The organism is Candidatus Vicinibacter affinis (genome assembly GCA_016714365.1).
Classification (GTDB): Bacteria; Bacteroidota; Bacteroidia; order Chitinophagales; family Saprospiraceae; genus Vicinibacter; species Vicinibacter affinis.
The window spans coordinates 1,665,497-1,687,143 of record JADJNH010000005.1 but is presented as its reverse complement, the minus strand read 5'-3'; the positions used below and the strand labels follow the sequence as shown (position 1 = coordinate 1,687,143).

The 21,647-nt window shown below is 39.5% G+C and carries 13 protein-coding genes; 4 read left to right on the top strand and 9 right to left on the bottom strand.

Annotated features, from left to right (window positions below; genetic code table 11):
- Window positions 1-5: 5 nt before the first annotated feature.
- From IPJ53_06665 to IPJ53_06655, 3 genes are all read right to left on the bottom strand, one after another.
- Window positions 6-2,072, bottom strand: coding sequence for a S46 family peptidase (locus IPJ53_06665; protein ID MBK7798774.1), 2,067 nt, complete (start codon window positions 2,070-2,072; stop codon window positions 6-8).
- A 55-nt stretch (window positions 2,073-2,127) separates the two neighbouring features.
- The gene (locus IPJ53_06660; GenBank protein ID MBK7798773.1) at window positions 2,128-3,987 is read right to left on the bottom strand and encodes a M1 family metallopeptidase; all 1,860 of its coding nucleotides are present in this window, start codon (window positions 3,985-3,987) and stop codon (window positions 2,128-2,130) included.
- Between the two features lie 65 nt (window positions 3,988-4,052).
- Window positions 4,053-4,685: a WbqC family protein gene (locus IPJ53_06655; protein ID MBK7798772.1), complete on the bottom strand. Its 633-nt coding sequence runs from the start codon at window positions 4,683-4,685 to the stop codon at window positions 4,053-4,055.
- Between the two features lie 707 nt (window positions 4,686-5,392).
- On the opposite strand from IPJ53_06655, the gene IPJ53_06650 reads away from it, so the two are divergent.
- Window positions 5,393-6,634, top strand: coding sequence for a hypothetical protein (locus tag IPJ53_06650; protein ID MBK7798771.1), 1,242 nt, complete (start codon window positions 5,393-5,395; stop codon window positions 6,632-6,634).
- Here the strand turns inward: IPJ53_06650 and IPJ53_06645 are convergent.
- The 5 genes from IPJ53_06645 to IPJ53_06625 form a co-directional block, all read right to left on the bottom strand.
- On the bottom strand, window positions 6,631-7,569 hold the full coding sequence (locus tag IPJ53_06645; GenBank protein ID MBK7798770.1) for a hypothetical protein: 939 nt from the start codon (window positions 7,567-7,569) through the stop codon (window positions 6,631-6,633). The genes IPJ53_06650 and IPJ53_06645 overlap by 4 nt on opposite strands.
- 44 nt (window positions 7,570-7,613) lie before the next feature.
- On the bottom strand, window positions 7,614-8,300 hold the full coding sequence (gene trmD / locus IPJ53_06640; protein MBK7798769.1) for a tRNA (guanosine(37)-N1)-methyltransferase TrmD: 687 nt from the start codon (window positions 8,298-8,300) through the stop codon (window positions 7,614-7,616).
- A 54-nt stretch (window positions 8,301-8,354) separates the two neighbouring features.
- Window positions 8,355-8,939: an FKBP-type peptidyl-prolyl cis-trans isomerase gene (locus tag IPJ53_06635; GenBank protein MBK7798768.1), complete on the bottom strand. Its 585-nt coding sequence runs from the start codon at window positions 8,937-8,939 to the stop codon at window positions 8,355-8,357.
- 88 nt (window positions 8,940-9,027) lie between these two features.
- Window positions 9,028-10,395: a dipeptidase gene (locus IPJ53_06630; GenBank protein MBK7798767.1), complete on the bottom strand. Its 1,368-nt coding sequence runs from the start codon at window positions 10,393-10,395 to the stop codon at window positions 9,028-9,030.
- 102 nt (window positions 10,396-10,497) lie between these two features.
- A complete protein-coding gene (locus tag IPJ53_06625) occupies window positions 10,498-12,660 on the bottom strand; it encodes a S9 family peptidase (GenBank protein ID MBK7798766.1) in 2,163 nt (720 codons plus the stop codon).
- Window positions 12,661-12,743: 83 nt separating this feature from the next.
- On the opposite strand from IPJ53_06625, the gene IPJ53_06620 reads away from it, so the two are divergent.
- Together IPJ53_06620 and IPJ53_06615 are read left to right on the top strand one after the other, a co-directional pair.
- The gene (locus IPJ53_06620; GenBank protein MBK7798765.1) at window positions 12,744-13,733 is read left to right on the top strand and encodes a hypothetical protein; all 990 of its coding nucleotides are present in this window, start codon (window positions 12,744-12,746) and stop codon (window positions 13,731-13,733) included.
- On the top strand, window positions 13,721-14,326 hold the full coding sequence (locus IPJ53_06615; protein ID MBK7798764.1) for a tRNA-(ms[2]io[6]A)-hydroxylase: 606 nt from the start codon (window positions 13,721-13,723) through the stop codon (window positions 14,324-14,326). The genes IPJ53_06620 and IPJ53_06615 overlap by 13 nt, the downstream gene beginning before the upstream one ends.
- Before the next feature lie 131 nt (window positions 14,327-14,457).
- On the opposite strand, the gene IPJ53_06610 is transcribed toward IPJ53_06615, so the two are convergent.
- The gene (locus IPJ53_06610; GenBank protein MBK7798763.1) at window positions 14,458-15,795 is read right to left on the bottom strand and encodes an MATE family efflux transporter; all 1,338 of its coding nucleotides are present in this window, start codon (window positions 15,793-15,795) and stop codon (window positions 14,458-14,460) included.
- A gap of 740 nt (window positions 15,796-16,535) precedes the next feature.
- Between IPJ53_06610 and IPJ53_06605 the strand changes: the two genes are divergently transcribed.
- Window positions 16,536-21,644 (top strand): T9SS type A sorting domain-containing protein, encoded by a 5,109-nt coding sequence (locus IPJ53_06605; GenBank protein MBK7798762.1) that lies wholly within the window; start codon window positions 16,536-16,538, stop codon window positions 21,642-21,644.
- Window positions 21,645-21,647 lie beyond the last annotated feature (3 nt).

The window sequence follows — 21,647 nt, the reverse complement described above, 5'->3', positions numbered from 1 at the left end:
TAAAATTATTTCCCCAATAATTCGTTGGTGAGTCTTTCGGCTCTGTAAATATATTTCAAAGCTGCTACCATCCCTCCTGCATGCACACACACAGCCCTGTTGGATGTTTCATCATAAATAAAACTACCAGGCAAAGATTCAATGTTACCATCGAATATCAATCCTACTGCTTCTTTATTTCTGTTGACAATTGGAGATCCTGAATTGCCACCTATGATGTCATTGGTAGAAACAAAATTCATCGGTGTCTTTAACAATTCCACCGGTGGATTTTGCCATTTAGATGGCAAGGCATATGGTGCTTGCTCATTGTAAGAATAATAGCGATCGTATAATCCATAAAAGGTGGTTTTGTAGGGCGCTATGGTACCATTGTATTTGTAACTGGATACCTTTCCATCAGAAAGCCTTAAGGTAAAAGTCGCATCAGGAGGAAGGTTAGTTCCTTTCACTCCGAAAACTGCATTTGCAATTTTAGCTTCCAATGATTTTCTCCGAGGGGTACTGGATTGAAAGGCAGTGACTGCATCATTGTATTTAGGAACAATAATTCTGGCTGCATCAAGAATCGGGTCATCAAACTTTTTAAACTTTGCGGGATCTTTTGACAGAATTTTTTCAATTTTTTCTGCATCCGTAAAATCGGTTTTCTTCAGAATCTTTTCCGCTCTGGCTTCCGGAGTTTTACCATCCAGAATTTTTTCTACAAATTTATTTTCAGGATGCTCGTACTTCTGCAATTCCATCAGGTAGGTTGCAAAGTATTCCCTTTCTTTTTCTGAATCCATTCCTTTGGCTAATTCCTTAATACCTTGTTTAATTTTATCCAAAGCAGCCGCATTATTTGGCATATCCAAAGTCTTTTCATATTTGCCCAGGGCAAAAAGTAGATTCACGATGTTGCCTTTCATCCCTCCGGGTCCGGCAAGAGTTACTACAGCAGAATGTTTTTTCAATCCTTCTACAGCCTTGCCCAGTTCATCCCAATAATCTTCACCTTTTAATTTTGTTTTCTTCCTGATTTCATCTTCCATTTTTTTCTTCCTGGCCATTAAGTCAGGATTTTTAAGTCCGCCGTAAATCCCCTGGAAAACTTTTTGGCTGTTTGCTAAACCAAAAATTTCATTTTTTAGTTCAACACTAGGCGTAACAGCATATTCCTTTTCAAGCAACTTGATACGATTGGTAAACATTTCGTATTGCAGATTGTAACGGTAATCTCTATCGTATTCCAATTGTTTGGTAGTTCTGTATCGTTCGGTAGTGCCCGGATTGCCAATCACAAAGACAGGCTCCCCTTCTTTTACACCATCTACATTGAATTTAAAATAGTTGGCACTTGAATTCACAGGGTTCCCATTCTCATCATAAGCCCTCCAAAAGGTACAATCAAGGGTATATCTTGGAAAAGTAAAATTGTCCGGATCGCCTCCAAAAAAACCCAGATCCGTCTCCGGAATCATCACCAACCGGATGTCATTATATCTCTTATATCCATAGATACTGAATTTACCTCCACTGTAAAAAGTTACCGTTTGAAGTCTCAATCCTTTCCAGCCATCCATTTGCTGGTACTCCCGGCTTACTTGCGCAAGGGCGCTGTCCTGGAAAATTTTTCGCTCAACATCATCTTTAGCCTTTTCCATTATTTTCAATACTTTATCTGAAATGTCTGCAGCCATGATCATCTGCTCAACAAACAAGCCTTCAGCTTTTCGCTCATCGGCCTGCGTTGCAGCATAAAAACCATTTTTATCAAAGTCTTCTCCCTCTTTCTGGAGTTGGGGAGCCACATCTCGGGAACAATGATGATTGGTCATGATCAAGCCGTTGGGTGAAACAAAAGATGCAGAACACCAGCTGGCAAATCTTAAGGAAGACTTGCGCACATCATCATACCATTTGTCATCCGGAGTAAAATTATACGCTTCTTTGAACCAATCTTTCGGCGGGTTCTCAAAAGTCCACATTTTTCCAAAATCAAATCGTTGTGGAACAGACATATCTTCCTGCCCACTCAGGTTAAAACTGAATACCAGGACTGCTAGCAGTGAATAAAAACTTTTCTTCATGACCAATATATTTTAAAAAATTTGTGCAAAGATAAACTAACGCCAGAAAAGCAAATTAAATTTTGGGGTACAGGACCTTTTCCTGGGTGCTGATGGTCAAAGGATGGTAAATTTTCTTGGATCGTTGAAAAATTTCCCTGGCTTGTTGCCCTAAACCCTGATCAACAAGAGCCTCATAGATCGGGGTAAGGAATTTTCTTCGCCCTACAGAACCTAAAAATCGCTCTATCTCCTTCATATACTTTGGCCCCATCCCGGAACGAACAATGTACAGCAACCAGGCATGCGCAATCTCTGAATTACCTGAAGCCGATAACTTAAAAGCCGCGTCCAAGGCTTTTATTCGGCCTTCACTTTTATCTATCGGCAACATCCTTATAAAATGCAACCACTCATGTGTGGACCAACTACCGGTACCAAGACTGGCAGGATCGTTGTTCTCTAAAAAAATGCGGAGCTTGTTTTCAACAGACTGGAAATTTCCATTGTCCCAGGTCGGTTTAAAAGAAATTAGACCGGGCTCGTAGACCCATTTTTGAACAGTGTCTCTTAATTCTGATGAAATGTCAGGAAAAGCCTGGTCAAAAAACTGTAGAAATCCCTCAGTGGTATTGGATTGAAATTGAAATGCTGCAAAATAAGATTTTAGAAAAGGATCCCATCGCTCACGTCCCAATCGCTCCTCCAAAAATCGCAAAAGCAACTTGCCTTTCTCATAGGCAATGTCACTCAAAGCTTCTTCCGGATCTACGTCTTTGAGATTCAATTTAAGTTGGGTAAAATGACTGGTGTCTCCCATTTCATGGATGGTTTTTTGAAGATCCTGATAACCAAGCAGACTCAACATATCGGCGTAGGGCTTCCCATACATGGATTCCATGATCCGGCTCTCAAAATAAGTGGTAAAACCTTCATTCAACCAAAAATCCTCCCAGGTGGCATTTGTCACCAGATTTCCTGACCAGGAATGCGCCAACTCATGTGCCAGTAAAGAGGTAAGGGACCTGTCTCCGGCTATGACGGTAGGAGTCAAAAAAGTAAGCCGAGGATTCTCCATACCCCCAAAAGGAAATCCAGTTGGCAATACAATGACGTCGTATCTGCCCCAGGGATATGGGCCGTACAGTTTTTCTGCGGATTCGACCATTTTCTCCAAATCTTCAAATTCATAGGCAGCTTTATGGATAATTTCTGCTTCTGCATACACGCCGGTCCGCTTACCTAAGGGTAAAAATTTAAAATCCCCTACAGCCAGGGCCATCAAATAGGCAGGCACCGGCTTATCCATTTTAAAGGAATAGATTCCATTGCTGTCAACATTCTGGCCATTTTCTGCACTCATTACGGCCATCATTCCTTTGGGAACTCTGACCTTTGCAGTATAGCTGAATCTGATACCCGGTCCATCCTGACACGGAATCCAGCTACGCGCATAGATGGATTGGCTTTGCGTAAACAGGAATGGAAACTTGTGTGAGGAAGTAAAGTTAGAATCAAGCCATTGAAGAGCCATGGCATCTTTGCTGGTCGAATAATGCAGATGTACTTTTCTGGTGTCGGGTCTTATGATGACTTCAATGGAGCTTCCAAGCAAGGTATCTGAATCCGGACTTGTAAATCCAATTTGTTGCTTCCTGCCCTGTTCATCTTCAATCTCCACCTTCCTGATGGTGAGCCCCAGATTATCAAAAATAATCCTGTGTGCATTTTGATGTGAAATGGTGTAGGAGGCCACCCCGATTATTTGTTGCAACTCAAAATCACACGCAATGTCCAAATCCAAATGAACAGTCCTGGCTTCATCTGGTCGGGAAAAACTATGTGGATCCGGTCTGGATGTGGAATCTTTGATTTTTGCCGTTTGTATCTCTTTGCAGCCCAAACACAAAAGCAAAATGAAAAATTGATACTTCATAACTGAGACTAAATATAATCAGAACAAAGCTACGACATCGGCAGCCGCAAGAGAAATCAGGAATCTTAAAGCTTGGTTAATAAATCAAGACCTCGTATACTTTCAAGATAGGAATAAGAATCGGGTCCCATGTGGAAAAGCAGATCCAACGCAGAACTTTGTGCAGGTATAGGATCGCTTCCCCAATAGGAAGGTAAATATTTTCCTTCGAATAAAGATGGTTTTAGCGCAGATCTTAAATCCAAAATCTCTTCCTTTGTTTCCTTTTCATAAGAATGCGTCTCTGACAAAGTAGTGTCTAGTTTAAGCATTTTAAACAACCATTTCAGACTTTTCAAATCAAAATCATACAAAGATTTTGGACCGTTTTGAATCAGTTCAAACAGCTCATCTTTATAAAAAATAAAATAAGGGCTCCTTCCATAAATACTCTGCAAAGTCTTGATGTGTTGTTCCCTCCAGGGTAATTCATCTGCAATTTCTACCAGTCGAATGGGCAATGATTCATTCTTCCCTTTTCGAAGCGGTATGCTCAGCATTTGGAGTACATTGCCGGAAGGTAAAAAAAAACGATTCCTAAAACTTCTTTTCTGATAATGCTCACAAGTTTCAATGAGGACATTTCTATCAAGACATTCTGCCAATAATACGATTGGTGTAAAAACAGTAATGGGAATCAACACAGAATGAACTTGCATAATTTCAAGAAATGACTGGCAAAGTTAGCGCAATAAATATTTAGCCTGCTAATATTTACTTCACAAAGATCAACCGTTAAAAACTACTCAGGTTGACCTTCATTCTTCCAAATTTTTAGGGACCAATTGCGTATCGGTATTTTTGACTGCTGCTTTATTCTCCATAAATCCAATCAGCATACATAAAAATAAAAATACTATAATAATAAAGTGGCTTTTTGAAAACCAATAAGTAGGTAAACCACGCATCAGATTATAAATGTAAATGATGACCAACCCCAAAAGCGTATTGCCTAAAAAATAAAGAATAAAACTGATAAAGAATAAATTCATTGTTATCTGGCCCTGGGATTTTCGATAGATAAAAGCAAACAACAGGGAAATTATTAATGTAATTCCCAAATTTAACATTCTGCTATTCATAAAACAACATAATTTTTAAAATCTTCATTTGGTGATGAATATCTAATGATTTATTTAATGTAAATTAAACTATTGACTTGCAATATATGTCATTTTTCTTGAAGTAGTGAGCCTTTATAGAATGGATACCAGAGGGGAACGACTGTCACACTCACAAAAGTGTAAAATGTGAATACGGTTAATACAACAAAATAAATTAATGATAATTTATACCCTGTTGGATCTGGTTGTTGCTAATTTCGCAATTTGATTTAGCTTCATTAAGCCTGATTTAACCTATCATTTTGAATTCCTATATATCTCAGAAAATTTTAAATCCTGCTTTGTTAAAGGTGAACCCGGACCCGGCACTGGATGTCATACTGGTAATTCCAGCCTTCTATGAAGATAATTTATTGCTTGCGCTGGACTCTTTAGTCCAGGCAAATACTTTAGGAATTAATGTAGAAGTATTACCGGTATTAAACTATCCTGAAAATAAGGGAGCACAATTTCAAGATTTTCATGAACAGCAGAGAGCACAACTTCTTCTCTATTCAGAAAAAAATAACCGGCCAGGATTCACAATCCATTGCCTGCCGATACAATTGCTTCCTCCTAAACATGCAGGTGTGGGACTGGCCAGAAAAACAGGAATGGATGAAGCAGTTCGGCGATTTCACCATATTAGAAAACCCAAAGGAATCATTCTAAATTTTGATGCAGATTGTATCTGTCATGAAAATTATTTTCAAAGCATTTTTAATTATTATCAAATGCCCGCTGCAAAACCGGCAGTGAGCATTGGATTTGCACACCCACTGGTCAATATTCCTGAAAAGCAACGTCAGGCCATCATTGATTACGAACTACATCTCCGCTATTACATCAACGCCCAGAAATATTTTAATTATCCATTTGCCATTCAGACCTTGGGTTCCTGTTTTGGCGTAACCGCTGAGTCCTATTGCGCACAAGGTGGCATGAATAAAAGACAGGCGGGTGAAGATTTTTACTTTCTTCATAAATTTTCTGTGTTGGATCAACTGGGTGAAATAAATGAAGCCTTGGTATATCCATCCTCTCGAAAATCTGATCGAGTACCATTTGGTACCGGTAAGGCAATAGGACAATATCTCGACCAAAATTTCCAGTTGAGCTATTCCCTGGAAGCCATTCATTTGTTTATGAATTTTTTTCATAAAATACATGAATTCCATACTTTAGACTCCATGGTGGCAGTGGACAAATTGAAGGAGATTTCGCCCACACTTGCAGAATCTCTAATGGATCAGGGATTATTGCAAGAGCTCGAATTGATTCAAAAAAACACCTCCGGAGAAAAAGCTTTTGTCAAAAGATTCAACAGATGGGCCAATCCTTTTAGACTGATGAAATTCCTTCACGAGGTCAGAGACAAGGGTTTTCCCGACGAAGAAGTTGGTATAGGTGCAGCAAGACTAATGTGTAAAATCAAGCCGGAAGAACTACACGAAGATAAATTATCCCTCTTGGAAGGATACCGCAAATTGGACGGAATCTTTTAAAAATCAAGCATCAATTCCTTACGATAAGAGGCATCTGCTTCGTGATTAAAATTCCAATAATCCAATAAAATTTTCTTCTTAAGTTTTGCCGTGGTCGTCATAGATGCTGAACCCTCCTGGTATGATTCCTCCCAGCCTAAAATTTCATAAGGTGCTACTGACGAAAATCGAATATTGAGTTTGCGTTGCAATGAAACAAAATCCAAAGCATAAACTTTTTCTGTTAATGAGGACTCCATTAGTGTAGCCTTTGCCTTTACAACTTCGTAGGGTTTATGTTTCAACCGAACATAAAACAAGCCAGGCAACATGTCAACATCTCCTGTCGGAAGTTGTGAAGGATTGATCCTGATCTGGTTAAAAATGGCATCTTCTGACCACACCAGATTGCAGGTGAATCGCTGATCGCCTTCTGTTTCAAAATATGAAAACTGTTGTACATCGTAATGACCCTCTTTTCTGTTGACCTGGGTAAATACATGACCACACCATTCCTGAACACTTACATTTAATTTAACCGGATATGGACTCACTGCAGATCCAACTTCCGTAAAACTACTTAACAACATGGAGTAGGGGTAAATTCCGGTATTGAATTTTTTAGAAAAGTTTAGCTTCAATACAGGTAATTTATCCTGACCCGCATTGGAGGGATCATCCAATTTAACTTGCTTGGATTTCGAAAAATCTTCCGCGACAAAAATCAATACTCCCTCACCTTTTCTTACTTCGCCATACCGTACCTGCTGCAAATCATAACTGCTCAACTCCGCTTTGCCTTGATACCAATAATCACTCAGACTTTGATCTTGTGTTTTGACAGCTTCTACAGACGGACTTGGAGGAGTAGAATGTTTGGAACCAACTGTACACGAGATGACCGTTGATAATAAAATTGCAGAAAAAACAACACCTGACGACCTATTCAACTTCATAAACATACTTTGTACATCAACAAGTATAGGTATCAGGAGTTCATTTAAAAATCATTATCTTTCAAGAGATCGGGTCGTCTGATGCGTGTTCTTTCCAGGGATTGTTCATGTCGCCACTCCTGAATTTTTGCTTCATGTCCACTCATCAATATTTCCGGTACCGCATAACCCATGTATTCAGCAGGTCGCGTGTAAACAGGTGGTGCGAGTAAATCATCCTGAAATGAATCGGTCAATGCAGAAGTTTCATCATTCAACACCCCGGGAATTAATCTTCCAAGCGTATCAACGAGAACAGCTGCCGCCAATTCACCGCCACTGAGTACGTAATCTCCGATTGAAATCTCTCTTGTGACCCAATGGTCTCTTACCCGTTGATCAATTCCCTTGTAATGCCCACAGATAATAATTAAATTCTCCTTCAAGCTTATGGAATTGGCCATCTTTTGATGGAGGGTCTCTCCATCGGGTGTCAAATAAATAATTTCGTCATATGGACGTTGAGACTTCAATAATTCGATGCACTGCACCAATGGCTCTATCATCATCACCATGCCAGCTCCACCTCCAAATGCATAATCATCTACTTGCTTGTAGGCTCCTATGCCGAAAGCTCTTAAATCATGCAGATGTACCTCAAGCAGACCCTTCTCTTTTGCACGCTTCAAAATAGAATGTTCAAAAGGACTCCTGAGCAATTCAGGCAGAACTGTAATGATGTCAATTCTCATCCTAAACTGTTTGGTTCTTTGGTATCCCTTCCATTCATGAAGGGTATTTATTTATTATTCTATCCCCAATAATTCTACTTCAAATATCAAAGCAGCAAAAGGCTTAATGTCCGCACCTGCTCCCTTTTCTCCGTAGGCCAGTGAATAGGGAATGAAAAACTTGAATTTAGATCCCACAGGCATCAATTGTAGTCCTTCAGTCCAACCTTTGATCACCTGGTTTAATGGAAAAGAAATGGGTTCGTTACGTAGTACCGAACTGTCAAATACTTTTCCATTAATAAGCGTTCCGTGATAATGTGTATTCACTTTATCTGTAGCCTTTGGCTTAGGACCTTCTCCCATTTTGATCACCTCATATTGAAGGCCACTTGCGGTTGTGGTTACACCTTTTCTTTTACCATTTTCTGCCAGAAATTTCTCACCTTCCTCTTTGACCCCGCTGTTCGCTTTTTCTGCCATTTTTGACAATGCCTGACTGTAAATTTCTGAAGCTTCTTGCATGCTGATTTTAGTCTTAGCTCCGGACATAAATTCCTCCAGTGCTTCTACCACATCCGGTGCAGAAATTTTTTCAATGCCTTGTTGTTTCAAACTGTTACCAAATAACAAACCAATGCTGTAACTCAAAGAATCCATTTTATAATTGCTTTGTGCAGCAGACCTGTTGGTGAATGATAAGCTGCCGATGATAAAAAATAATATTCCTAAAGAACTTCCTTTCATACTATGATTGTTTAAAAGCTGCATAATTTTTGAAAAACATAGGGATGGTTTCGATGCCCTTGTAAAAGTTAGCAAGACCATAGTGCTCATTTGGTGAATGGATATTGTCTGAATCCAGTCCAAATCCCATCAGTACTGTTTTCAAGCCTAAAACTTTTTCGAACAAAGCAATAATCGGGATACTTCCTCCACCTCTTGTAGGTATTGGCTTCTTTCCAAAACTTTGCTCGATTGCCAATGCAGCAGCACGGTAGGCCTCACTGTCAGTTGGGGTTACCACCGGCTCTCCACCATGGTGTTCTGTCACCTTTACTTTTACGAAAGGAGGAGCTACTGATTCGAAGTATTTGGTAAAAAGTTGTGCAATGTCATGTGACTTTTGATTCGGCACCAGACGCATGGAAATTTTTGCGTTGGCCTTGGAAGGTAAAACAGTTTTAGCACCCTCTCCGATATAGCCACCCCAAATTCCATTCAACTCCAATGTAGGACGGATGCCCGTACGTTCTAGTGTGGTATAGCCTTTTTCGCCCCACACTTCAGCAACTTTGAGATCCGATTTATAATCTTCCAGACTAAAAGGAGCTTTATTCAACTCTTCCCTTTCAGCAGGCGTCATTTCCATCACCTGATCATAAAAACCCGGAATGGTAATATGGTTGTTTTCGTCATGCATGGAGGCAATCATCTTGGCCAGTATGGTTATTGGATTTGCCACTGCACCACCATACACTCCTGAATGCAAATCCCTGTTAGGACCTACCACCTCAACTTCCATGTAGGCAAGTCCTCTCAGACCTGTTTCTATGGACGGATTTTCCATGCTGATCATGGAAGTATCGCTCACCAGAACTATATCTGCCTTAAGTTTTTCTTTATTTGCTTCGAGAAAGGCTCCTAGATTCGATGAACCAACCTCTTCTTCCCCTTCAATAATAAATTTCACATTGCATGGAAGCGTATTGGTTTTAACCATGGCCTCTAAGGCTTTTACATGCATAAAAACCTGTCCTTTATCATCGCACGCCCCCCTTGCATAAATTTTACCACCCTTTACCACCGGCTCAAAAGGTCCACTAGTCCACAATTCAAGCGGATCAGGTGGCTGAACATCATAATGCCCATAGGTTAAGACAGTTGGAAGTTTGGGATCAATAATTTTTTCGCCAAAAACAATTGGGTGACCCCCGGTAGGACAGATTTCTGCTTTATCACATCCTGCTGCTAATAAAGACAGCTTCACAGCCTCCGCACAACGGGCAGTATCTGCATTATGGTTTGAATCTGCACTGACAGAAGGAATCTTCAACAATTCAAGTAACTCATCCAAAAACCTTTGTTTGTTTTGTTCGATATAATTAATATGCATACAATAAATTTTAAAGTGCTTTAACGAGAAAAAAGTATAATTATTTAATCAACATTTGAAATCATTAGGAGTTTTGAGAATTTGGATCTAATCTAACAATTTTTAGTTCTTGGGTAAATGTACGACCGGATTTACTTTCATGTTGTAAAACATAAAGCTGAGCATATCTGCGATCTCATCGATTTTTTTTCCGGTCGGTTTGCCGGCTCCATGGCCCGCAGCGACATCTACCCGAATGAGTACCGGGTTTTTACCTTGTTGCGCTGTCTGTAAAGCGGAGGCAAACTTAAAAGAATGTGCAGGAACTACACGGTCATCATGATCTGCAGTCGTAATCATGGTAGATGGGTATTCCGCAGGTCTGCAATTGTGCACAGGAGAGTATTTTTTTAAATAATTAAACCCCTCTTCTGTTTCGCTGGTCCCATAATCTGTTGCCCATGCCCAACCTATGGTAAACTTATGGTAACGAAGCATATCAAGGACGCCTACAATGGGAAAGGCCACTTTACATAAATCAGGTCTTTGGGTTATACAGGCGCCTACAAGTAGCCCCCCATTGGAACGGCCCTCGATGGCTAATTTTTCTCTGGAAGTGTATTTTTCTGAAACCAGATAATCAGCAGCTGCTATAAAATCAACAAATACATTTTGCTTTCGCTCCTTGGTCCCTGCTTCATGCCATTTTTTACCAAATTCACCTCCTCCTCGTATGTTGGCAACTGCAAAAATTCCACCACACTCCAGAATCGGAATTCTGCGCTCCGCAAAAGTAGGAAGATAAGAGATGTCAAATCCTCCGTAACCATACAACAGGGTTGGAGCTTGTCCATCTTTTTGCAGTCCTTTTCGATGAGTCAAAAACATGGGTATTTTCGTTCCGTCTTTGCTGTTGTACCACACTTGTTCTGTCGTGTATAGATCAGGATCAAAATTAAGTTTCGGTTCAAAGTATTTTTCAACTTCGAAGGAATTCAAATCAAGGCGAAAAATACTCGTGGGTCTGATGTAAGAAACAAACGAATAAAATGCTTCTGAATCATCCTGCTTTCCGCTAAACATTTCTACAGTTCCCAATTCAGGCAGTTGTATGTTTTTTTGCAAATTACCCTGAAGATCAAAAATCTTGATTTCGCTGGAAGCATTGTGCATATAGACGGTAACCAACTTGTGATTTAATAAATATACAAGTTGCAACACATCTCCCCCTTCCAATAAAACTTCCTGCCAATTTTTAGGTGAATATTTCAGCATATCAATGGAAACAACTTTCCAATTCGCCGCATCTGCATTCGTATGAATAAATATTTTATTTCCTTCATTCCCAATTACACTGTAGTCGCTCACAAAATCACTCACCAGCCAGGTCCAGTCTTTCTGATCCATGGTCAAATCTTTTATAGCAAGTGCGTTTCCACTGGTAGACTCAGAAATGGATAAAATTAAATACTGTTCATCCTGGGTAATGGATGCGCCAATATTCCGTAAAGGATGTTCCTTATCCTCATAAATGAGTTGATCTTCCTTTTGTGAAGTGCCAATTTTATGGTAATACACGGCATGATTTTCATTTTTACCGGATAAGGCAGATTGTCCTTTCGGCTCCGGATAGCGGCTGTAATAAAAACCGTCTTTATGCCAACTTATATTGGAAAATTTTATCCACTCCAGTGTATCTGAAAGAAAATTTCCGGTACCCAAATCCTTCACGAGAATTTTATTCCAATCTGAGCCTGCATCCGATAGTTGAAAGGCCAGAAAACGACCATCTTTTGAGATGGTGACTCCGCTGACGGAACTTGTACCTTCTTTGCTAAAAATATTTGGGTCCAAAACCAGTTTTGCGGCTTCATTGGGAGCAGACTTCCTAAAAAGGACATCCTGATTTTGCAGACCATCGTTTCTAAAGAAAAAATAAGAATTGGCTTCTTTAAATGGGGCTCCCTGCTTTTCATAATTCATCAGGTCTGTAATTCTGGTCTTTAGAGCCTGCCTGAAAGGAATATGCCCAAGGTAATCAAACGTCAGTTTATTTTGAGCCGACACCCAATCTTTGGTTTCTGAAGAATTATCATCTTCCAGCCAGCGGTAAGGATCCGGCACTTCATTTCCAAAATAATCATCTTTTACGCTGTCTTGTGCAACGGAGTCATAAGCCAAAGGTATGTCTGGAAAATCATTGGATCCGGCACCGGGGTCATTAGTCTTGCAGGATAAAAATGTCATAACAGAGGCAATAAGGCTTGAATATAAGATGTGTTTCATTATGATTGACTTGCCGAAAAAACAAAAGGCCGCCAAAAGTAAGAAAAAACCTTCTATTGGCTTATTTTTGTCCAATCTTAACTATGCCGGCCATTAAAATATTTATTCTGCTTGTTCTTACCTGGTTGTGCTCTTCGGAGGAATTGTATCCTCGTTATATTTCTGTTTTTGATCAAATTCCCATTGCCAAGATTGAAAATTATTCTGACACCTTAAACAAGTCCATCAACTTTATAGAAAAGAAAATCCAAACCCTGAAAGATACTTTGGTCATCCTGGAGGATCAGTTAGAGTATCTGAAATCTGAAAACACAAGATATCTTTCTCAAAAAAAAGAAAGGAAGAAAATTGAACATTTAATTCAAAATAAAAACACAGAAATTTCATTAATTGAATTTAAATTAAAAAGACATCATCTATTCCTTACTGAAGCCAGACAAATCATTTTCCAACCATTAGACAAGCAGGATAAAATTTTAAGCAGGCTCCTTGATAAAATCAATTTATTTGACCGGATAAAAATATCAAAGGCAGATCTTAAAAATGACCTTACATCTCCTGCACTCCCGACAAATAATTATCTTGAAAGTTTGCCACTTGATTGCGAAATTACCCTGTCGGAAGAATTGGGAATTCTGGCGACAAAGTTCGTCCCATTTTTTAGTTATACACCAGCCAATCTGGAAGCTCATTTTAAAGATCGGGAGTTTGTAGAATCAGAGATTCGATTGCTCCGCTCCAGCAAAAAATATTTTCTGGAAATTAGATTGACCATTAACACTGCCAAAGCACAAAAAACTTATGGTTTGTTTGAAGCTGGAAATCCGATTAAAATGATTATGCTGGACGGAACTTTTACTTACTTAAATGCAAACGCCGGCGCCAGTGGACAAGTAGATGAAAAAAATAACACCACTACCTACCAAATCCAGTGTCCACTCTCACATGATAAAATTAAACTACTCAAAAATAAAAATCCTGACCGAATTATATTCATCTGGGAAGGCGGTTTAGAAGACTATGAAATCTATCATATGGACGCTATCCAAAATCTGATCAAATGCATGGAGTAAGAGAAATTACAAAACTTGGTCTGCATCTACCTACCGATCCGCGATGGGTAAATCTTGCAAGCATGAAACTTGAAGACATACTCTCCGATCACGCATTCTGCGAACAAAAAGCTGCCAGCGCCTGCATCAGTTTGATACAATTATATCCGGAATATGACGAACTGGTCACCAATGTTGCCCCCGTTGTTACCGAAGAATGGGGACATTTCAGACAAGTAGTCGCAGAGTTAAAAAAACGTGGCCTTAAGTTAGGCTTCCAGCGAAAAGACGAATATGTTTCTGATCTTTTAAAATTTCACAAAAAAGGAGGCAGCAAAAAAGACAGGCTTTTAGATTTGCTGCTTACCTGTGCTTTGATTGAGGCCAGAAGTTGTGAGCGATTTCGATTACTGTCACTTGAATTAGAGGAAGAAGAACTCAGAAATTTTTATCACCAATTTATGGTCTCTGAGGCTGGGCATTACAGAATGTTTTTGGATCTGGCTAATCATTATTTTGATCATGACATCGTCCGCAACAGATGGAAAGAATACCTGGATTATGAAGCGGATATCATTGAAAAACTTGGACCGAGAGGAGACAGGATGCACTGAAAATGGAATGAGAAAATTTGAAAATGAGCTAATGAGTTAATTGAAAGACTGAACGAGCTCTGCCCCAAGTAGTGGATGTTTAGACTTTCTCATAAAAGTAGGCAGAAAGATAAGATAGAAAATTAATAAATTCACGAATCTTTTAATCTCGTAATCCGGTAAAATCTTCTGATCAGAAAGTAAGCCATAAAACTCAGACAAATGACAAATCCAATCCACACCCCAAATGCCTTTAATTCAAAATAGGTTGCTAAAATATAACCCGATGGAATCCCTATAAACCAATAAGAAATTGTAGTCAAAACTGTCGGTACGCGCACATCTTGCAATCCTCTTAAGAGCCCTATCCCTACTGCCTGCAAGGCATCTGATACTTGGAATGCCGCAGCAAGCAACAGTAATTGACTGGCAAGAAAAACAACCTTTTCATTTTCGTTGAAAGCCAATGGAATTAACCCTCTGAAAAAAATAAAAATCATAGCAACGAGTATCCCATAAACTATTGCAATATTGACTATCATCCTGCCATAATGACGCGCAAGTGATAAATCTGCCTTGCCCAATGCTTCGCCTACTTTAATACTTGCCGACGTAGACAATCCCATAGAAAACATAAATGCAAATGCAGCTATTGAAATTGCAACATGATGTGCTGCAAGTTGGATTGCTCCAAACCAGCCCACAATAATTGCCAGTACGGCAAAAGCGCCAACCTCAGAAGCATACTGCCAGGCGGAAGGGATGGATAATTTGAGAAATTTTTGAATTAAATAAAAATTTATTTTTCTGAAATGCAAACCATAACCTGCAAAACTTCCTGAAAAAAATAAATGAATGATCAAAACCAACATGATAATTACTCTGGTAATGAAGGTAGCCATACCACTACCCTCCAACTCCAATCTTGGAAAACCAAAATTTCCAAATACAAGGATATAATTCAGTAATGCATTAATACCTATGGATAAAAATGATAAAATCATTGGCAACCTGGTTCGCTCCAATCCATCATAAAACTGTTTTACACTTAGAAAAATGATCATGGGAAAAATAGACCAACACATCCATTTAAAAAATGGGATCCCTAAAGTCACTACTTCAGGATCTTGATTCAGATGATAGACTACATTTCTAAAAATGAGCAACAATAATATGATCAGAAAAGTAACCACTGCCACCACAAGCTTGGTATTAAACAAGAGCATACCGGTTTCTCTGATTTTATTTTTTCCGCGGCACTCGGCTACCATTGGAGCAATTACGGTGGTAAGTCCTATGCAAGCCACAAAAGGTATGCTAAGTATGTTGTTCACAAGAGAAGAGGCGGCGAGTTCCTTATACCCCAGTCTTCCCACCATCATAGCATCAATGATGTTCAGCATCATTTGAGAAAGGTTCCCAATGATGATGGGTATGGCCAGTGAAAATATCTCTTTGTATTCCCTGAAAGGGATAAACTGTTTTTTCATGCAGGGCCTAAAATTAAAACAAAAAATGATATTATAAATTTAAATCAATTATAAACCATGGATAAATGATTGATTAAACAATTAAAATAAAATATGTAACGGAATGACTGTTGATAATCTGTATTGACGAATCATTTGGCACAGTTTTTTCAGTAAGATTCCTGAACACGAGACAAAGTACATCGGCAATCGTATAACGTTTCCGTGGCACCCTACAGTTATTTTGAATTCTACCTGCATCTGGGTAGATCATACATGGTGGTTCACCCTTATATCAATTTTTTTCATATTACATTTTAATGAGGGACTAAAATATGTTTCATCCTGAATGAAATCCTTTTAGGCATAATGAATTAAAATATTTAAAAAATATTTTGGCGGCTTCGAGTAAAAGCATCAACATTGCATCGTAACAGAAGCCGATGTACATCAACACCATGATGTATTTTAGATTCACTCTTGTCCTACCGACAATGGGTCTTCATCTGTTTTTGTTGCAAACCAAGTGAGCTGATTTAAGGTATTTAACCAACCTTCTTTTAGTGATCAAGGCAATAACCAAATGATAAGGGTAATTGGACCCTTAGTACTCGCAGTCTTCATATAACCAATTTAACTCAAACTCACAAAACTCATTTTCTCAACAAGTTTTTCCGCAAGGAAAGACCTGGGGGGAAAGTGTTTTATTCCGAAGCAAATTTTTTGTGATGTTAAATTTTTATAAATCAAATCTTAGTTGTATGAATGAACTACGCTTACGAAGCTTTCTCAGAAAGTCCCGAACAGGCTTTCTGTCCCTGCTTTTAAGTGCGATCGCCAGTTTGAGTTATGGCGGAGTCGTATTTAATGGCAGCCCAGGAACCGCAGCTCCTCCCAATACTTTGGGTGGTCTGCAAGTATTCCCGTTTCCTCTAGACCCAAGGACCTTGGGAGTAGATGAAACATTTGTTAACCCTGCTTTTGACTGTCCGAGCAGTCTGTTGTTTTCAGGACCTTTGAACCACAGAAGAATTGGTGCTGGTTGGGCAACCTGGAGTCATGGTTATAACGGAGATGTGTATGTATCTAATGGAACAACCATTACTCTTACACTTCCCGCCAATACCAGAGCATTTTACCTTTATGTGGAAGGAAACAATTTTGCACCAGCAAACATTACTGCTACTGCAAACGATGGTTCTTCTTCAGGACCTGTTCCTGTAGTTGGAAATGCCGGTGCCCGTTATTATGGTTTTTACACCAACAATTCTGCTTGCTTATTGACTACCATCAGAATTGATGTTGCAGTAAATGCCGCTGGATTTGCCATTGGCGAATTTGGTATCAGCATTGATGCAAACAATGGTGCTATTGCCTGTAACAACAACATCCAGATTTCCCTCGATGAAAACTGTCTGGCTACCATCAAACCTGATATGATCCTTGAAGGAGGTACAAATTCAGATTGCCCTGGTGACTATACTGTAGTTGCAAGAGATTGGAACACCAATCAAATCATAGATCTTGATGCCTTTGCACATTATCCACAGATTGGTGTTGCACAAATCGGTAAAAAATTGAAAATCACTGTTACGGATCCTTTCACCGGCAATAGTTGCTGGGGATCTGCAACGGTTGAAGATAAACTTGCACCGATCATGACTTGTCCACGAAGTTTGGAGATTTCTTGTACAGAATCCATTCTTCCTGTTAACACAGGTACGCCAATTGTAAGTGAATATTGCAGTGCATATAATCTCACTTACAAAGATGTCGTCTCTCTTGGCGGATGTCCTTTTGGTTATGATAAAATAATCACGCGCACATGGACTGCCATAGATGCATCTGGTAATAAAAGCACCTGCGTACAAACAATTACAGTTCTTTTAGGAGATTTGGGAGCAATACCAACTCCACCTGACTATACGGGACTTGCATTGCCAAATAATCTACCAGCACTATCTTGCGCTGACAGATATGATGCAGGCAAAGACATCTCTGCGCACATCAAACCTTATCCGGTTTGTGTGGATGATTATTTGGTAGATCAGGCTATCCTGCTTGGAACCGGATTACGTGTACCGAGGACGCTTGGTTGGAACGTTATCGAAAACGGTCCATACGCAGGTCACCCGAATCCGAAATCAGTTTATTATCCTGCTCATCCTGATGCAATAGGTTGCTATGGTGCCAACCAGGTAATCCAATGGCATGGAACAGGCGAGCCTGCTGCAGTAGGTTGTAACAATATTGCGGTTACTTTCAGGGATTTAAAAATTGACATTTCAAAACCAGGCTGCGATGCAGGTCCTGTGGGATGTTATAAATTATTAAGAACCTGGACCATGTTGGATTGGTGTACCGGCTCCATAAGAGAGCACAATCAAATTATTAAAGTTATTGATAATGAAGGACCACGTGTACTGTATCCTGATAGTCTTGTCGTAAGCTCCGACGCATGGAAATGTGAAGGCAGATGGGAAGTATCCCCGGCTTGGGTACAAGACAATTGTTCTAATGAAGTCCATTACACTGTAAGAGTGGAGAATGGCACTGTATTGGGAAATGAAAATACAGGTTATATCGTGGTAAATCTTCCTCTTGGTATCCAAAACGCTTATATTGTGGCTGAAGACTGTTGTGGTAATGTAACTGAAAAACTGCTTAAAATTAATGTACAGGACAATACTCCTCCTGTAGCTGTATGTGATCAAAAAACAGTTGTTACCATTACTGGTAATCTTTCTCCTGGAGAAAATTTAGCTAAAATATTTGCGGAAACATTCGATGACGGTTCATTTGACAATTGCGCTCAGCATTTGTACTACAAAGTAATCCGCATGGATGAATTGGATGGTACCAATAATGGAAGCACCAAAGAATCTACTGTTTGCAATAAAGCAAATGGAGATGATGATGCTTCAGTTGTAGGCTCTCAGACATACTTTGATGATCATGTAAAATTCTGTTGTGCAGATGCCAACAAAACCATCATGGTTGTATTCAGAGTGTTTGATGCAGATCCAGGAGCTGGACCAGTGCGTCCTGGACGTATGAATCCGGGAGGAAATCTCCTCGGACATTACACAGATTGCATGGTTGAAGTGGATGTACAAGACAAGAGCATTCCAACAGTAGTTGCGCCACCGGATATCGTAGTAAGCTGTATGTTCTGGTTTGACGTAACAAAAATTACAGATGCAACTGATGCTACTTTCGGAAAAGTAGTAAGTGATGTTGCCTGGAGAGCTAAAGTAAAGACTACTGATATAGTTTGTGAGCAATTCTGTGCACAAAACTTGATTACCGGATATCCTGGATTTATTTCCGGATTACCAGCTCATTTACAGCCTGCTTCCAACAAAGCTTGTGACTTTTACAACACTTTGTTCTCTCCGGCTCATCCGGACAACAAGTATGAATTGGTTTGGGGATTTGACGGGTATGTTCTTTCTTCATGCAGCGTAACTCCTGAAATCAAAGTGAGTGACTTGCGTGAGTGCGGACAGGGACGTATCCTAAGAACCATCAGCGCCAGAGGTCCTGGTGGAGTGTTGGTTTCTGCTACTCAAACTATCTGGGTGGTAGATTGTGATCCATTCTATATTGACAGAAGAGACTATTGCAGTACTTTGGATGATATAGCATGGCCTGATTGCCAAGGTTTGGGTACAACCGTAGAAGGTTGTGGTGCAGACACTGATCCTGAAATTATAGGAAAACCAAGAATCTTAAATGGTGCTGATGATAATTGTGCTTTGATTGCTATCCAGAATTTCGATGAAGTATTTACTATCGAACCGGATGCATGTTTTAAAATCCTTAGAAGATGGGTGGTAATCGATTGGTGTCAATATGATCCAAACATCAGTGCAACTGAAGGAAGATGGGAATTCACACAAGTGATCAAAGTATTCGACAAAAAGAAACCGGTTGTTACCTGCAATGTAGGTGCTTGCGAACCAGCAGTTATAAGCGCACAATTGGGTGTTTGTGTTGGACACATCAGTCTTACCGCAACTGCTTCGGATTCTTGTACTCCGGTAGATTGGTTGAATTATGAATATAAAATTGACGCATTCAACAATGGAACTATTGACTTCACAGTAGGATCTCTTACCAGAAGACAATATGCGGGTGGAGAAAAACCTGCAGTAAGAAACAATCCTTATGCAGACGATAACTCAAATCCATTTGATGCCAGTGGAGTTTACCCACTCGGTATTCACAAAATCACCTGGTATGTAGAAGATGGTTGTGGAAATGTTGGTCAGTGTGAAACACTCTTTGAAATCAAAGACTGTAAAGCACCAACACCATATTGCTTAACCGGAATCATTACTGTGCCAATGCCTTCATCCGGATGTGTAGACATTTGGGCAAAGGATTTGGATTTCAACAGTTATGACAACTGTACGTCTAAGAGTAAATTAAAATTCTACTTTGATGGCGATCGTAACAAAACTTTTATAAGAGTATGTTGCAGCGATTTTGTGAACAACAAAGTAAACGACGAACTTCGTGTTCCTGTCCAAATGTGGGTGGAAGATGAAGAAGGAAACAGAGACTACTGCTCCACTATTGTGATAGTTCAGGACAATCAAAACATTTGTCCTAACTCCTCTAATCTTGGAACCATCAGCGGTAACTTAAAAACTGAGAATGGAGACAATACGGCAGAAGTGACCGTAGATCTATACCATAACGGACAATTGGCTAATTCCAAACTTACTCAAAAGGATGGATTCTACGCCTTTAGAGATTTGGATTTCCCACAAAACTACTTGTTGAAATCTACCAGAAACGATAATCCGTTAAATGGTGTAACAACAGCTGACGTGGTAAAAATTCAAAAACACATTCTTGGAATTGAAGAATTGAGTTCTCCGTTCAAGGTGATTGCAGCTGACGTAAACAAAACAAACAGTGTTACGGCTTCAGATATGTCCGAGATCAGAAAACTGATTCTTGGTGTAACTACTCAATTCAGTAAATCTCCAAGCTGGCTTGTAATTCCTGATGGAATTAAGTTTGAAGATCCAAGAAATCCTTGGCAGTATGTAACTGAGAAAACAATGTCGCTTACCAAGTCTACAGACTACATGAATTTCCTTGCCATTAAAATGGGAGATGTAAACAACTCTGCCGCTGCAAATGCAAATGGAAAAGTTCAAAGTAGAACTGCTGGTGAATTAAGCTTTGTAATTGATGAAGCAAATCTTACTGCTGGAGAAAATTATAAATTACAAGTAAGATCTTCAGATTTCAAAAACATCAGTGGCTATCAGTTTACACTCAACTTTGATGCAAAATTGATGACCTATGAAGGTTTTGAATCCGGAGTACTCAACGTCAATGATGCAAATTTTGGAACAACATTCACTGAGAAGGGCTTGTTGACAACCAGTTGGAATGCTGATAAAGCAATCAGCTTTGGAAAAGAAGAAGTACTCTTTACTTTGGTTTTCAAAGCACTTAAAAATGGTTCCATCAACGGAGCAATTGACATCACAAGTGACGTTACGCTTGCTGAAGCTTATAATGAAAAATTAGAAGCAAAAGAAATGAAACTTGAGTTAAGAAGTAAAAATGGTCAAAATGCAGCCGGTGTGTTTGAGTTGTATCAAAATGCGCCAAACCCGTTTGACCAATTTACAGAAATTAACTTCCGCTTGCCAAATGCTTCTAAAGCCACTCTAACCGTTTATGATGTTACCGGAAAAGTTCACCGCATATTCAATCTGAATGCTCAGAAAGGTATGAATACTGTTAAAATTAACAGAGGAGAATTAAATGGTACAGGTATGTTCTATTATCAATTGGATGCAGATAACCAAACTGCTACTAAACGAATGATCATCCTGGAATAATCC

Bases quoted from the DNA above. Each gene is read 5' to 3' on its own strand.
- IPJ53_06665 (MBK7798774.1), bottom strand. From the start codon at position 2,072: ATGAAGAAAAGTTTTTATTCACTGCTAGCAGTCCTGGTATTCAGTTTT.
- IPJ53_06660 (MBK7798773.1), bottom strand. From the start codon at position 3,987: ATGAAGTATCAATTTTTCATTTTGCTTTTGTGTTTGGGCTGCAAAGAG.
- IPJ53_06655 (MBK7798772.1), bottom strand. From the start codon at position 4,685: ATGCAAGTTCATTCTGTGTTGATTCCCATTACTGTTTTTACACCAATC.
- IPJ53_06645 (MBK7798770.1), bottom strand. From the start codon at position 7,569: ATGAAGTTGAATAGGTCGTCAGGTGTTGTTTTTTCTGCAATTTTATTA.
- trmD (MBK7798769.1), bottom strand. From the start codon at position 8,300: ATGAGAATTGACATCATTACAGTTCTGCCTGAATTGCTCAGGAGTCCT.
- IPJ53_06635 (MBK7798768.1), bottom strand. From the start codon at position 8,939: ATGGATTCTTTGAGTTACAGCATTGGTTTGTTATTTGGTAACAGTTTG.
- IPJ53_06630 (MBK7798767.1), bottom strand. From the start codon at position 10,395: ATGCATATTAATTATATCGAACAAAACAAACAAAGGTTTTTGGATGAG.
- IPJ53_06625 (MBK7798766.1), bottom strand. From the start codon at position 12,660: ATGAAACACATCTTATATTCAAGCCTTATTGCCTCTGTTATGACATTT.
- IPJ53_06620 (MBK7798765.1), top strand. From the start codon at position 12,744: ATGCCGGCCATTAAAATATTTATTCTGCTTGTTCTTACCTGGTTGTGC.
- IPJ53_06615 (MBK7798764.1), top strand. From the start codon at position 13,721: ATGCATGGAGTAAGAGAAATTACAAAACTTGGTCTGCATCTACCTACC.
- IPJ53_06610 (MBK7798763.1), bottom strand. From the start codon at position 15,795: ATGAAAAAACAGTTTATCCCTTTCAGGGAATACAAAGAGATATTTTCA.
- IPJ53_06605 (MBK7798762.1), top strand. From the start codon at position 16,536: ATGAATGAACTACGCTTACGAAGCTTTCTCAGAAAGTCCCGAACAGGC.